Below are 14,475 nucleotides of genomic sequence, written 5' to 3' on the forward strand. Positions count from 1 at the left end.
TCGAGAGTATGGCCAGATGGCCGGTCCGAAACTCAAAGGATCACAATACTGGAGGCCCCCGGCTGAGGCGGTTGCGGCCAATATGACGCGGAGGCGCCGGGGAATCGCTCCACGACCAGTCTTCGAGAGCAGAGAACCGCGTGGGGACCAGAACCGCCGGGAACTTGGGAGGAACACTGTCACGGTCCGGCACCCAGCTGTCGTCCTGCGTCTCGAAGACGGCAGTGGCTTGTTGCAAGGACGCTGGGAGACGCCCGGACGCAACGAGACCTTTGGACAGAGCGGAGACACCAGACAGGGCTGGACCAGCAATCGCAGGCGCTTGCCCGTGTGCAAAGGCGATCAGGGCAAAAAGCATCGCCACTGTGCCATTGCGCAAGACCTGAAGCCAAGTCAAACGCTGAACTCCAACAGATGTTCTGTCAGCAGCCATTAAAGTCATACCACCCAGTAATCCGCCCAATAGTGCCACAAAATCAGCAAATTAATGCTCATCCAGCGCGATAAGTCATCGAAATCAAAGGTGGCTTAATTGTGTCAGACCGCTCGAATTCAGCGTTACAAATATGTAATTCTAAATATCTACATCCGGAGATTAAACGAAATACATATGTTTAAGCTTTCTATTTATTTCCAATACAAAAAGCAGAAATAAAAAATCCGAGGTGACAAAAAATAATCTGCGCATACTTCCCAATCTGAGGAGATGCACGAACCAACGAAAATAGCGTGATTGCGGCACTTGGTCTTGTTGACAGAATCCAATTGAAGCCCGTAGGTAGGGGCGTTTTCAAACTCAGGGCGAGCGTCCCGACAGCCGCGCATCCCAATGTCCTCTCCTGCATGTCTCCAGACACACGCAGGAGCATGGCTTGCGCCTCCGGTTCTCTCAACCGACCCCAGACGACCTAGGGTTCCAACGCTTTCCTCCCAAACCAGCGACGAACCCGACATCGAACAAGGAATTAATCCAATGCTTACAAGACATGTGCCCGACGTAACCTTCCGCACCCGCGTGCGCGATGACAGTATCGAAGGCCCCAACCCGTTCCGCTGGGAAGACAAGACGACGGCCGATTATTTTGCTGGCAAGCGCGTCATCCTGTTCTCTCTGCCAGGCGCATTCACCCCGACCTGCTCGACATTCCAGCTTCCAGACTTCGAAAAGCTGCATGAGGACTTTCAGGCCGAAGGCATTGATGAAATCTACTGCATCTCGGTCAATGACGCGTTCGTCATGAACAGCCTAGGGCAAGTCGCAGAACATTCAGAACATCAAGCTGATCCCGGACGGGTCTGGCGAATTCACGCGCAAGATGGGCATGTTGGTACACAAGGATAATCTCGGCTTCGGTCAACGGTCCTGGCGCTATGCAGCCATTGTCAACAACGGTCAGATCGAGAAGTTGTTCGTTGAAGAAGGCTTCTCCGACAATGCCTCTGACGATCCTTACGGCCTGTCCTCGCCACAGAATATTCTGGAAGCGCTGAAAGCAGAAAACGCCACTGAAGCTGCGTGAAGCAGCAAGATTCTAACGTTGAATACAAGAGCCCCGGAGCGATGTTTCGGGGCTTTTATTTCTGCTCATCCTCTGCACCGGGCAAACAGCTTCAGATGAATACTGACCAATCATCCCGCTTTTGAGTGGCCTTCTTGAGACTTCATTCACCACAACCATTACGAGAAATTGACGAAATTACCTATCGGTATTAATACTACTCGCAGATTGCGCTAGGAAAGCATTTTTCATCATGAATAAGTCCGATACGGTGCATGCACTTATCCAGGCGGGACGGCATACAATGACCAGAACGCATGGCTAAGGTTGCCGATTATATTATGGACCATCCCTTACAAGCTGCCACGATGGATATCGAAGGTCTGGCGCGTGCGAGCAGAGTTTCAGTTGCGACGATCACTCGCTTTGTTCGCAGTCTCGGTCTTGGATCTTACGACGAATTTCTCCAAAAATCGCTTGCTGCTTTTAGCAAGACCCTCCACCCGGTAGACAAACTCAAAACCAACAGACTTGCCGAAAAAGATACTCTGCATATCCTCGAAGAGAACCTTGCCTCGGTGGACCAGAACATGTCGACCATTCGAGAACTTCTCAACGTTCAAGACACGGACTACAGGCGGCACATCTGATCTGTAACGCACCCAAGCTGGCGATCGCAGGATTTGGAGCCAGCGCATTGACAACTCTCTATGCAGCGGAATTGTTTGCCCCATATTGCGATACCCCCATTTTGGCTAATGAGACCGACGCGCGCTCAATAGGTTTCCGGCAAGCAATGCAGCTTGGCAAAGGCGATACCGCCTTCATCATTTCGGTACATCGCTATTCCAGCGCCGCTCTTGAATTGGCTCGTACCTTGAAAGCGCACGACGTCAGGGTTGTCGGTCTCACCGATCAGCCGACCTCCCCCCTGCTCCAGCACACCGATATTCACCTCTTCGCCGGTGTCGATCACCCTGTTCTTGCCACTTCCCGCGTTGCCATTCTCAGCGCGCTTGAAGCCTTGGCCTCGGTCATGGCGCGCCACTACAGACCTCAGGACAAGGTAGCAACCACCAACGCCTTGAAAAATATTACCAAAGTGCATAGCTAGACCACCAGACATGATCCGTAGTAGATAAGATCCGAGCTTATCATTGGTCCTTGACCTCACGCCTTTCATCGGAACCGACACATGCCCCAAGACACATTCGTTCTGGCTATCCACGGGGGAGCCGGAACAATCCGGCGTGACTCGATGACGCCTGAGCGCGAAAAAGAATATAGAGCAGGCCTGGAAGACGCGCTGAGAGCCGGTGGCACTGTCCTGCAAAGCGGCGGAACCGCCATCGATGCCGTCACCGAGGCGGTAAAATCTCTGGAAGACAATCCTCTGTTCAATGCCGGGCGCGGTGCCGTATTCACATCGGCTGGCAAGTTGGAGATGGATGCGGCCATCATGGATGGACGCGACAAATCGGCCGGCGCGCTGGCAGGCATTTGCGGTCCGAGAAATCCGATCACAGCCGCCCGCAAACTGATGGAAACATCAGAGCATGTCTTCCTTGCAGGCAAAGGGGCGGCTGAATTCTGCAAGGTCTGCGGTGTGCCGTTGGAAGACGCCAACTATTTCTTCACCGAGCGTCGTTGGAAACTGCTGCAAGACGAGCTGAAACACCGCCGCTCAGGTACGTCTGACGATGGGGATGAAGAGCGCAAGCATGGCACTGTCGGGGCGGTTGCCCTCGACATACACGGAAACCTTGCAGCCGCAACCTCTACCGGCGGCATGACAGCCAAGGCACTAGGGCGGGTTGGAGACAGTCCGGTCATTGGCGCTGGCACTTTTGCCGAGAATGCCACCTGCGCCATTTCGGCAACGGGTCATGGCGAACTTTTCATACGCTATGCCGTTGCCCATGAAATCTCTGCCCGCATGAAATGGGCGGGGCACAGCTTGGCTGATGCAGCAGAAGCCGTGGTAGCGGAGATCGCCCCTGTTGGCGGCTCGGGCGGCCTGATTGCCGTCGACGCCAAAGGCAATGTCTCCCTGCCGTTCAACAGCTCCGGCATGTACCGCGGCATCTTTCATGCGGATGGATCGGTAGAGACCGGCATCTACAAAGATTGATCCCTTCACGCAAGCACGGCTTATTCAGCGGACATAGCAATCCCTGAATAAGCTGCTGCAAGACTATCCTTTTTCGCCCAAAACCACCTCCACTCCTGTGCAAGGATGGCATGAGGTCAGTCGATTTTTCGAATATTTTTCATCCGCCCATGCGTCTAGTCTTGTCACACCACAGACACAGACACGACCGGGGATATCACCATGACCGACGCGCCACGCGCCAGAGCCAGAGCTCTCGGTATTCGCATCGGTCACTATGAGACAGGCCCTTTCAACACCATCACCGATGTGACGGGCGTGAGCGTTGGTCACATGACCCTTCACGAGGGCGACAGGACACGCACCGGTGCAACGGCAATCCTGCCGCATACCGGAAATCTGTTTCAGGACAAGACTCCAGCCGCCCTTGCCATTCTGAACGGCTACGGCAAACTGGCCGGCGCGACACAAATTCAAGAACTGGGCGAGATTGAAACTCCAATCCTTCTGACCAACACGCTGGCTGTTGGCAGGGGCATGATTGCGCTGAATGCGCTGGACACTGGAACAGCCCGGCAACGCTCAGGTCACCTCCATCAACGCGGTTGTTGGGGAGACGAATGACTCGCGCCTCAACGACATTCGTGCAACGCGCCCGACAATCGACGAAATGAGGCAAGCCCTGGACTGCGCCACACCAGGCCCCGTTGCCGAAGGCGCTGTCGGCGCTGGCACCGGCACTGTCGCCTTTGGACTAAAGGGCGGCGTCGGCACCAGTTCGCGGCGGGTCCCAATTGGCAGGGAAACCTATACGCTGGGCGTCCTTGTGCAGTCCAACTTTGGTGGCCATCTCAAAGTCGACGGTATCCCCGTGCCTGTGGACCCGGCTCATGACACGGATGGATCCATCGTCATCATTCTGGCGACGGATGCACCGCTGGATCCGCGCAATCTGGCCCGACTGGCAGAACGTTGCTTCGGTGGGCTGGCCCGCACGGGTGCCGCCCTTAGCAACGGCTCGGGCGATTACGCACTGGCGTTTTCAACCGCCGAAAGCCTGCGGCGGACTCCCGATGTTCGCAATGGGCTGAACCGCGCAGCCTGTATTGGCACCGAAACTCTGTCGCCGCTGTTTGAAGCCGCCATAGAGACCACGGAAGAGGCCATCCTCAACTCTCTGACCATGGCGCAGGCGACCTCCGGGTTTGATGCCTCAACCAACCAGCCCACCACAATCGAAGCGCTCGATCTGAATAAAATCACACGCCTCTGAGCGGCGTTTCGTTTCAACCCCGCCTACCTTATGGAGTTTCCATGTCGTCCAGCCCCGATCGCATTGTCTATCTCAACGGTGCATTCGTTCCCGAACACGAGGCCAGAATTTCCGTTTTTGACCGGGGTTTTCTCTTCGGTGATGGCATCTATGAGGTCACAGCCGTTTTGGATGGCAAATTGATCGACAGCCCGCCGCACATGCAACGACTGGAACGCAGCATCGGCGAAATTGGCGCAAAGCTGCACCTGACGACCGATGAAATCGTTGGTATCGAACGCCGTCTGATCGCTGAAAATGATTTGCAGGAAGGGTTGATCTACCTTCAGTACACACGCGGCACTGAAGAACGCGATTTCCTGTATTCCGACGATCTGGAGCCAACGCTTTTCCTCTTCACTCAGAAAAAGAAGATCGAGACGACTGCGGCCTCGGAAAACGGCATCAAGATCAAGACGGTGCCGGATCAGCGCTGGGCGCGCCGCGACATCAAGACCGTCTGTCTTCTGCCGCAGGTTCTGGCCAAACGGGAAGCCAAGGCGGCAGGTTGCCAGGAAGCCTGGATGGTCGAAGATGGTTATGTCACTGAAGGGGCTTCTTCAACGGCATATATCATCACCAGAGACCGCAAGATCGTGACCCGTGGCAACAGCCGGACCACCCTGCCAGGCTGCACCCGCAAGTCGCTTCTCTTCTTCGCCGAACAGCATGGATTCGAGATCGTCGAGCGACCTTTTACCCTTGAAGAAGCCCTGAGCGTCGATGAGGTTTTCCTCACCAGCGCCTCCAATTTCGTCGCCTCGATTGTCGAGATTGACGGAAAGCCGGTTGGCGATGGCAAGCCGGGCGAGACTGTGCGCAAACTGCGCGAGATCTACATTCAGCACGCCCGTGAAAGCGCCATCTGATCTGGTGATCTGAAGGCATACGAAAAGGGTTCCAGCCTGATCGGTGGAACCCTTTTGGGCAGTGAAGAGTAGACTTGGCTCCACCGAGACCGCCGGTCAAAGCCTCCGTCAGATCACGTCCTGCCTCTGCCAGATGCGATTAACGATCGCCCTCGGATTGTTACGAGCTTTGTAGAGACGAATTTCGACATCCACATCCCACTCGCTGCCCCCTGCCTTGACCAGCCGACCGTCGCGCAATTCTTCACGGATCAGGCTTTCCGGCACCCATGCCACGCCCATCCCGGCCAGCGCCATGGCCTTCAATCCAACCGACATGCTGCCGAAATGCACCTTCTCGTCCACCGGCAGCCGGTTGCCAAGGCCACCGGCAATCATCTGGCCGAAAAAGGACAGCTTCGTATAAGCCGCATGAGCGAAACCCGGCTCGATCATGTGCAAGGGCGTACCGTTGGGAGCCGGCGCGCTGACCGGCAAAACCTTTTCCTTGCCAAGACGGCAATACTCGAAGAGCTGTGCGTCCAACGACAGCATCACATGCGGGTGGTGATAGACCAGTAGAAAGTCAGAATGTCCATCAACCAACGACAGCAGGTTTTCTTCAAGCGAGCCCAGATCCGGTCTCAGATGCGAAACGACTGGCCCAACCGCTTGATTGATCTTTTGCAACCAATCCGGGAAAAAGGTGAAGGACAGCGTATGCAAAGCGGTCAGGGTGACCGTGCGCGCACCGGTTTCTTCGCCTTCTTGCAGCGTGCGGCGCACCTGATGCAGATCATTGAGGATCTTCTCAGCCACCGGCAGAAAACGGTCGCCAGCCTCCGTCAAACGGGACGGATACGTCGTGCGGTCGATCAGATTGCTGCCAAGCCAGCCTTCAAGCTGGCGAATACGACGGCTGAAAGCGGACTGCGTGACATGGCGCTCTTCTGCCGCTTTGGAAAAATTCAGCGTATTGGCCAAAGCCAAAAATCTTCAAGCCACTTGGCTTCCACGGGCGTTCCAATCCGTTCAGTCTGGTGCAGAGAGTGACCTCATAACCGCGTTTTCGACGTGCCCACCTCTTATGTCAAGCGATGGTATTCGATCATGCGAGCACGGTTAAGAACCAGTTCAATTGTGTGGTCCGACAATATATGCAGGCAGATCCGACGCACCCACGGACCGTCTTTCAATGTGAAGAGAAACCGCCCGCGACCAAGGGAGCGCAGCGGCATGACGCGGTGGTTGGGCCCAACCCCCATGATCACTGCTCCATCCTGAACCTCCAGCATCGCTCCCTCCGACGAAAGCCAGCGCCCCGCCAACGCATCAGGCACACCGTCGTCCTTCGCAGGCACGTATCGACGGGACACATGACCAACCTCTCCGACCAGCGCATCGCCCTCCTGACGCAGCAGCGCCGGTGACGTGGCGGACCGTGAGATCACGTCGGCACCTCCTGTCTCGTAAAGCGTATCTTCATTGTCCAGAGAGACCATCGTCGTTCCTTCAACCGACAGCCAATATGGCCCGGTTTCGGTGACATAAAGCCCATCGGCAAGCATATCCGAGGCGACGGGCAAACGCTCTCCAAGAAGCTTGGACATAGTCTCAAGAGCAAAGCCGTAACAATTGGCGTCTTCACGGTTGGCAACAACGACGATGCCGGTGCCACTTTCAGGATCCATGAGAATATGGGATTTGTAACCAGGATGAGAGCCGCCATGGCCAACCAGCACACGGTCGCCCAACCCCACCTGTCGCAAGCCAAGGCCATAACCGGTCGGACGGCTATCGTCGAGAAAACGCACGGCCATCAGCTTGTCCAACATGCCAGACAAGACACCCGTTCCGTTCATCAACGCCCTGCCACAGGTCGCCAAGCTGGCAGCGCTGCCTGTCATACTACCGGACGCTGAGATATGCAGTCCCGCAACAGACTGCTGCCACCCCGTTTCAGCGTCGTGCCAATATCCCGGAGCCAGATCATCAACTGGTTCATTCCAGACATTCGGTGCATTCAGCGAAATCCCAAGGGAGTGCCCCTGCTTGCGGATGAAATCACGAAAGAATACGCCTTTACGCTCCAGAATGGCCTCAACAAGGCGGTAGCCCGTGTTGGTGTAGCTGACCTCAGTTCCCGCGTCGTAATTCAGCCGGGTCAATCGTCCGCAGTACGCCATAAGATCGGCGGCCTGAGTTTCTGTGAAGACCGAAAGCCCGAGCAGCGTCAGGCACTCACGAACATCGGGCAGACCGCCGGACATATCGAGCGCCTGCCCCACGCTGACATCCGACAAAGGCGCCTGCAGCTCTGCGAGATGGTCCCCCAGCCGGTCCTCAAGCGACACAAGATCCGGGTGCGACAAAACCAGCGTGCAGAAGGCATGTTTGGTGATCGAGGCATAACGAACGACACTTCCGGCAGAAAAAGGTTTGCGCGTCGCCAGACTTTCAAGCCCTGACGCCACCTGAAACCGGATGCCTTGCATATCAAACACGACAATGGCGCCACCGGGTTGATCCATGTGCCACAGGTCGACGAAAGTCTGGGCAATTGCCTCGGCGGCATTCCAATCAAGCATCTCGGCCATAAAGCTGGGTCCTTCATTCACAGTCTCTATCGGGGCAGTCCAATCCTGCATAAATCACCTTGAGCATATCAAGCAAATGCTTAATTGGACTGGCAAATTTCGCTTTCCCGCATGAGCTGAAAACAGCACTCACGCTATCTCTGCACTGGCTCTGGAAACCGTGCTGTTGTAAAGTGGCGCTCTCCCCGCCTCTCTTTTGCCGCCGAAAGAGACTGCACGCCCAAGAAGGAAAAATCATGTCCTCTGTGTCTCACCGTCTGGTTTTTGACGGCCACAACGACGTTCTGCTGCGCCTGCGCCGTTCTGGCAATCCACACGCTGCGGACGCATTCTTGAACGGTGAGACCGTTGGGCATATTGATCTGCCACGCGCCCGAGAAGGGCAGCTTGGCGGCGGACTTTGCGCCCTTTATGTCCCGTCCCCAGATCGGCAACAGGATGCGGACGGAAATTACCGTCCGCCCGAACAACGTGATGCGCTGAACGAGACACTGGCCATGGCCCGGCTGCTGTTTGACATCGAACGCAAGTCACAAGGCAACCTGACAGTCTGCCGGTCGTCAGCAGATTTGACCAAATGTTTCGAAACCGGCAGCTTCGCCGCTGTTTTTCACATTGAGGGAGCAGAAGCCATTGGCAGTGATCTGGACGCCCTCTACGTCCTGCATCAGGCTGGCCTCAGAACGCTCGGCCCTGTATGGAGCCGTCCCAACATCTTCGCCCATGGCGTACCCTTCCGCTACGAGTCCACCCCTGACATTGGCCCCGGTCTGACGGACGCAGGTCGGGATCTGGTCCGCAGTTGCAATGAACTGAAGATCATGGTCGATCTGTCGCACATGAATGAAGCTGGCTTCTGGGAGATCGCCACCCTCAGCGATGCACCGCTGGTGGCCTCGCATTCAAACGTCCATGCAATTTGCCCCCATAGCCGCAATCTCACGGACAAGCAGATCGACGCCATTGGAGAGACTGGCGGGCTGATCGGAACGAACTTCGGCGTCAAGTTTCTCCGTCCTGACGGACAGCCGGTTCGCTCGACGGAAGTGGGGCAGTTGGTGGACCACATCGACTACGTCGTGCAGCGCATCGGCATCGACCATGCGGCCTTGGGGTCGGACTTTGACGGAACGCTGATTTCCGACAAGCTTGCAGATGTACGCGGCACTGGCCCATATCGTCGATTGTCTTGCACAGCGAGGCTACGACGAGAATGCCATTGCCAAGATCACCCACCAAAACTGGACACGGGTGCTGAAGCAGGCCCTGGGGCGGGTAAAGGCGTTCAACAACCTTAGCGTCGACTTATTGAAAAGGGCTGGACCATTTGGTCCCGCCCTTTTTGTGTTGGGTGTTCCTTCTCTTATCGAGACGGCGTCCTCAGTACAGTACAACCGAGCGGATCGACTCGCCCTTGTGCATCAAATCGAACGCCTTGTTGATGTCATCCAGCGGCATCGTGTGCGTGATCATCGGATCGATTTCGATCTTGCCGTCCATATACCAGTCAACAATCTTGGGAACATCCGTGCGTCCGCGTGCGCCGCCGAAGGCCGTTCCTTTCCAGGTACGCCCGGTGACGAGTTGGAACGGACGGGTTGAAATCTCCGCCCCCGCTTCCGCCACGCCGATAATGATGGATTCACCCCATCCCTTATGGGCAGATTCCAAGGCCGTGCGCATGACATTGACACTGCCAGTGGCGTCGAATGTGTAGTCAGCACCACCTTTGGTCAGATCTACGAGATAGGAGACGAGATCGCCGTCAACTTCGCTCGGATTGACGAAATGCGTCATGCCGAAACGTTCCCCCATTTCACGCTTGCTGTTATTGAGGTCCACACCGACGATCATGTCCGCGCCAACCATACGCAAGCCCTGAAGCACGTTCAGACCAATGCCGCCAAGACCAAAGACAATAGCCTTGCACCCCGGCTCGGCCTTGGCCGTATTGACCACCGCGCCAATGCCCGTCGTTACACCACAGCCGATATAGCAGACCTTGTCGAAGGGAGCGTCTTCACGAATTTTCGCCAGCGCGATCTCCGGCACAACCGTGAAATTGGAGAAGGTCGAGGTGCCCATGTAGTGCAGGATGGGATCGCCATCGAGCGTCTTGAAGCGCGAGCTGCCGTCCGGCATGACGCCCTTGCCCTGAGTCGAGCGAACAGCCTGACACAGGTTGGTCTTCGGATTGAGGCAATATTCGCAATTGCGGCATTCAGCGGTATAGAGCGGAATGACATGATCGCCTGGTTTCAGCGATGTGACCCCCGGCCCAACTTCGCGAACGATGCCCGCGCCTTCATGGCCCAGAATTGCCGGAAACAAACCTTCAGGATCCGCCCCCGACAGCGTGTAGGCATCGGTGTGGCAGATGCCGGTCGCCTTGATCTCAACCAGAACCTCAAAGGCCTTTGGCCCCTCAAGGTTGACAGTCATGACCTCCAACGGCTTGCCCGCCTGTATCGCAACGGCTGCACGCGTTTCCATTGACTTACGTCCTTTCAACAATCTTGCAATTCGCTACAGCTAAAACGGGATTTCGACCCGGCGCAAGTCATGCGTTTTGCAAAAACAAGCCGCACGTTTCCTGACCACAGAATTCAAGACATTCCTGAGGGCATGGACGATGTCTTGTCATGGAAGACACAGTGTTCACGTCCCAACCTGATCAGAGTCACGTGACTTTTTTGCGCCGCACACTACATTGGAACGATCCGAGCGCGTGTCCCGCTGACCGGTGATAATTCGTCAGGACACGTCCACGCTGCATGAAAATCGAAGGAAAAACGATGACCGAGACCGCCCTCTCCCATGCCGAGATCAAGGATCTGTTGTTTCACAATGCTCGTACGTTCAATGCATGGCAGGACAAACCGGTCAGCGACGCGCTTATCGGCGAACTTTACGATCTGGTGAAGATGGCACCAACCTCGATGAACACCTCTCCTGCCCGCTTCGTCTTCATCAAGTCGCAGGACGCCAAGGAAAAGCTGAAACCGGCCCTGGCCGAGGGCAATGTGGCCAAAACCATGCAGGCACCGGTCACCGTCATTGTTGCCCGGGACGAGAAATTCTACGAGCACATGCCAACACTGTTCCCGATCCGCGATGTCAAACCGATGTTTGAGGCAAACTCCGCACTGGCAGGGGAAACCGCTAACCGCAACTCGATCCTGCAAGGCGGTTACCTGATTCTGGCGGCGCGTCTTCTGGGGCTGGATTGCGGTCCGATGTCAGGCTTTGACAAGGAAAGCGTCGACAAGGCCTTCTTCGACGGCACATCCTGCAAGACAGACTTTCTGATCAATCTGGGCTATGGCGACCCGGTCAAGAACTTCGACCGTCTCCCGCGTCTGCCCTTCGACGACGCTGCCCAGATCGTCTGATCAGACAAGTCTGTCAGGCTCACAAGAAATGCCCGGAAATTCTTCGATTTTCGGGCATTTATACAAGATCGCCCCCTCTGACAATCAAAGCGCCTTCGCGGCCTTGGCTGCGGCCAGAACCGACAGCATCTGCGCGGTGTGCTGGATGACGAAATCCTGACCATAAATAGTCTCGTCCGGTGCCTCAGTGATGAGCGTCAGCGGATAAAGGCTGTCAGCCTTTTCCTGCAAGAAACACGGCACGCCACGACGCACCTCGAATGGCATCGCATCCAGATACTGGCCAAGACGGTCCAACTGTTCAGCATTCAGATCCCGAATAGGCGCATAGCCGCATAGCGCGTCAACCACTCTGGTCAAGCACGTCTTCGGCCTGGGCCTTCCATCCGGGCTGAAAGCGCATGATCAGGAAGAAGCCCTTTGGCAGGCTCCACATTTCGAAACCTTTGGGCACATAACCGGAAAACGGGCGTGTCCATTCATGCGCCGGATAGCCATGCAAATTGACATGCAGCTTGGCCCCGGTTTTTTCCAGCCCCAGATGATGCGCCTCATTTTCATAGCTGCGATCGGAATATTCCAGATCATTGCCTCCGGCCGTATAACGCGCCGCATGGTTCATGTTGGTTGGAAACATCTGACAAAATTGCCGAAAAAGAGCAGAGCCATCCGGGTTCATCAGCGGAGCCAGCACCAGGTCATGTTCTCCCCTGTCCACGAGGGTGCGGGCTGCGCGCAGGGCGCCGACGGTTCCAGACGTTTCGTTAGGATGTTGGGCCGCACTCAACATGAGGCCGGTTGCGCCACTCTTGGCAAAGTGGCGAACTGGCACCGAGCGCCCAAGTCTCGACCGCACCGCAAGCGTCTCGCCGCCAAGTGCCTCAAGTTCTTTTTCGATCTGCTCTGGAGACACCCAATGTTCAGCGCTCGCCAATTCATGCAATTCGGCCGAGGCCTCATCCTGCGCCACAGGCGCAACCGCCGCGACAACGACATGCACGGCATCATCGCGCATGGACAAATCCGGCACCACTTGCCCCGGCGCCAGCTTGCGGCTTTGCGTGTTCAGCCCCTTGGCATGTTTGAAGAGTTCAAGGCACGAGAAATACAGATCTTCATGCATGGCCTCCGCCGTCGACAAGTGTTCCTGTCCGACAGGCAGCGCGCGCTCATAGAACGGCGCGGCGATCCGAATGTCCAACCGTGAGAAATAAGGACCGTCGCCCGAATAGTCCTGCCCAGACAGCACCTCCATCACCGCCAGATACGCCTTCTGCAAATCGCAGTCGAACGGCCGGTCGGTGTCGCAGGCAGGATCTGATGCACCGGCCACACGCAACCAGCCCGTCGGTGTGAAAATCTGATCACCGACATGGTCGCGCCGCCAGATGTTTGGTGCCGCAATAATCTGCGGGTCGCGGCGCTCTCCGCCCTTGGAGAACAAGATTTCATAGATGGCCGGGCCGTCCGCGGGATCCTGCACAGTCGGCTCGAAAGAGATGGAAAGGTCTTTCAAGAGATCCGTCACCGGATAGCTTTCCAGAAGGAACCGTTTGTCATCGACACCTTCGACAACAGGGTAGCGGATCAGGGCGGCATCTGCATCGCCCGGATCAATGTCTTCCAGCAGAGCACACACCAAAGGCTTATAAGCCGAATGCACTCGAACGCTGCGATCCTCCCGATGGAGTTCGGCAGAAAGCGCCTGACGACGGTCTGGTCCATCGAAGGTCCACAGGTCGATAGAAGCGCCTTGATACCCTTCACCAGACAAAAGCTTTCTCAGCTCGTCAGACGTGGTTTCAAACGTCTGATCAAGCAATACAGTCCCCGGTTCAATCATCAGCGTGTCTTTCCCATCGGATCGAGATGATCACGTAACCAGTCGCCCACGAGATTGAGGCCGAGCACGGTCAGCATGATCGCAATGCCCGGAAAGACGGTAACCCATAAGGCGGTTTGAACGTAATTGCGGCCTTCTGACAGAATGCCGCCCCAGCTTGGCACTTGTGGATCAGCGCCAAGCCCCAGAAAGGTCAAGCTGCTTTCAAGAAGGATATTGTTGGCCACATTGAGCGTGCCCAGAATGATGATCGGCCCCAGAGCATTTGGCAAAATATGCGAAAAGATGATCCGGTTGGCCGACATGCCATAGCTCTGTGCGGCCTGAACAAACTCACGTTCCCGCAGCGACAACACCGAGGAGCGCACCAGACGGGCGTATTGCACCCACTGCGTGACGATCATCAAAATGATGATGCGGTCCAGTCCTGGCCCGACAATCGCAATGATGGTGATGGCGAGAAGAATGAACGGCAGCGCCAGCTGCACATCAGCAAACCGCATGATCAGCGTGTCGAGAACGCCACGATAATACCCAGAGAAAAGCCCTGCAATTGTGCCAATGACGATAGCACCCAACGCAGACAAAAACCCCACCATCAACGAAATGCGGCCACCGATCACGATGCGCGCCAGCATGTCTCGACCAAGCGGATCCGTACCAAGCGGATGCGCCCAGGTCTGGAACGGTCCCGTGAGGCGCGACATCAGATCAATGGTCATGCCACCGCCGGGAAACAGCACACCGGAGAACAGCACGGCAATGACGATGATACCCGTCAGGCCAATCCCGAAGACGAATTCGAACTGAAGAAAAGGCAACTTGCGTGAGGACTTTTTGCTTTCCCCGGAAACCGTATTGAAAAACTTCATGA

The 14,475-nt window shown here is 56.1% G+C and carries 14 protein-coding genes and 2 pseudogenes; 9 read left to right on the forward strand and 7 right to left on the reverse strand.

Translation table 11 applies throughout. The features are described 5' to 3' along the window. Nucleotides 1-40 precede the first annotated feature (40 nt). Complete coding sequence (locus AC0L7U_RS07250) at nt 41-397, reverse strand: hypothetical protein (protein WP_473694946.1); 357 nt, start codon at nt 395-397, stop codon at nt 41-43. Between the two features lie 576 nt (nt 398-973). On the opposite strand from AC0L7U_RS07250, the pseudogene AC0L7U_RS07255 reads away from it, so the two are divergent. From AC0L7U_RS07255 to AC0L7U_RS07285, 7 genes and pseudogenes are all read left to right on the forward strand, one after another. After that, nucleotides 974-1,520: pseudogene (locus AC0L7U_RS07255) on the forward strand (redoxin family protein). A 296-nt stretch (nt 1,521-1,816) separates the two neighbouring features. Further along, complete coding sequence (locus AC0L7U_RS07260; protein ID WP_473694948.1) at nt 1,817-2,149, forward strand: MurR/RpiR family transcriptional regulator; 333 nt, start codon at nt 1,817-1,819, stop codon at nt 2,147-2,149. Nucleotides 2,150-2,196: 47 nt separating this feature from the next. Next, nucleotides 2,197-2,613: a MurR/RpiR family transcriptional regulator gene (locus AC0L7U_RS07265; protein WP_473694950.1), complete on the forward strand. Its 417-nt coding sequence runs from the start codon at nt 2,197-2,199 to the stop codon at nt 2,611-2,613. An 81-nt stretch (nt 2,614-2,694) separates the two neighbouring features. Next, nucleotides 2,695-3,630: an isoaspartyl peptidase/L-asparaginase family protein gene (locus tag AC0L7U_RS07270; RefSeq protein WP_473694952.1), complete on the forward strand. Its 936-nt coding sequence runs from the start codon at nt 2,695-2,697 to the stop codon at nt 3,628-3,630. Nucleotides 3,631-3,831: 201 nt separating this feature from the next. Beyond that, entirely contained in the window at nt 3,832-4,233 is a 402-nt protein-coding gene (locus AC0L7U_RS07275) for a P1 family peptidase (protein WP_473694954.1), read from the forward strand. Then, on the forward strand, nt 4,160-4,882 hold the full coding sequence (locus AC0L7U_RS07280) for a P1 family peptidase (protein ID WP_473694956.1): 723 nt from the start codon (nt 4,160-4,162) through the stop codon (nt 4,880-4,882). Before AC0L7U_RS07275 ends, AC0L7U_RS07280 begins: the two co-directional genes overlap by 74 nt. 41 nt (nt 4,883-4,923) lie before the next feature. Continuing rightward, nucleotides 4,924-5,790 (forward strand): D-amino-acid transaminase, encoded by an 867-nt coding sequence (locus AC0L7U_RS07285; protein ID WP_473694958.1) that lies wholly within the window; start codon nt 4,924-4,926, stop codon nt 5,788-5,790. 108 nt (nt 5,791-5,898) lie between these two features. On the opposite strand, the gene AC0L7U_RS07290 is transcribed toward AC0L7U_RS07285, so the two are convergent. Both AC0L7U_RS07290 and AC0L7U_RS07295 read right to left on the reverse strand, forming a co-directional pair. After that, nucleotides 5,899-6,759: a LysR family transcriptional regulator gene (locus AC0L7U_RS07290; RefSeq protein WP_473694960.1), complete on the reverse strand. Its 861-nt coding sequence runs from the start codon at nt 6,757-6,759 to the stop codon at nt 5,899-5,901. Between the two features lie 95 nt (nt 6,760-6,854). Then, nucleotides 6,855-8,366, reverse strand: a complete 1,512-nt coding sequence (locus AC0L7U_RS07295; protein WP_473694962.1) for a serine hydrolase domain-containing protein — start codon at nt 8,364-8,366, stop codon at nt 6,855-6,857. 236 nt (nt 8,367-8,602) lie between these two features. Between AC0L7U_RS07295 and AC0L7U_RS07300 the strand changes: the two are divergent. Continuing rightward, nucleotides 8,603-9,641, forward strand: a pseudogene (locus AC0L7U_RS07300) (dipeptidase); the annotation flags it as partial. A gap of 105 nt (nt 9,642-9,746) precedes the next feature. On the opposite strand, the gene AC0L7U_RS07305 reads toward AC0L7U_RS07300, so the two are convergent. After that, nucleotides 9,747-10,859 (reverse strand): S-(hydroxymethyl)glutathione dehydrogenase/class III alcohol dehydrogenase, encoded by a 1,113-nt coding sequence (locus AC0L7U_RS07305; protein WP_473694964.1) that lies wholly within the window; start codon nt 10,857-10,859, stop codon nt 9,747-9,749. Between the two features lie 302 nt (nt 10,860-11,161). Between AC0L7U_RS07305 and AC0L7U_RS07310 the strand changes: the two genes are divergently transcribed. After that, nucleotides 11,162-11,758, forward strand: coding sequence for a malonic semialdehyde reductase (locus AC0L7U_RS07310; protein ID WP_473694966.1), 597 nt, complete (start codon nt 11,162-11,164; stop codon nt 11,756-11,758). An 84-nt stretch (nt 11,759-11,842) separates the two neighbouring features. Here the strand turns inward: AC0L7U_RS07310 and AC0L7U_RS07315 are convergent, their stop codons facing one another. From AC0L7U_RS07315 to AC0L7U_RS07325, 3 genes are read right to left on the reverse strand one after another with little or no spacing between them, the layout of a single operon-like run. Beyond that, nucleotides 11,843-12,118: a hypothetical protein gene (locus AC0L7U_RS07315; RefSeq protein WP_473694968.1), complete on the reverse strand. Its 276-nt coding sequence runs from the start codon at nt 12,116-12,118 to the stop codon at nt 11,843-11,845. After that, nucleotides 12,102-13,601, reverse strand: a complete 1,500-nt coding sequence (locus tag AC0L7U_RS07320; RefSeq protein ID WP_473694970.1) for a M14 family metallopeptidase — start codon at nt 13,599-13,601, stop codon at nt 12,102-12,104. Before AC0L7U_RS07320 ends, AC0L7U_RS07315 begins: the two co-directional genes overlap by 17 nt. Beyond that, nucleotides 13,601-14,473: an ABC transporter permease gene (locus tag AC0L7U_RS07325; protein ID WP_473694972.1), complete on the reverse strand. Its 873-nt coding sequence runs from the start codon at nt 14,471-14,473 to the stop codon at nt 13,601-13,603. Before AC0L7U_RS07325 ends, AC0L7U_RS07320 begins: the two co-directional genes overlap by 1 nt. Nucleotides 14,474-14,475: the final 2 nt, after the last annotated feature.

Source organism: Roseibium sp. 10G30-5 (assembly GCF_055809635.1).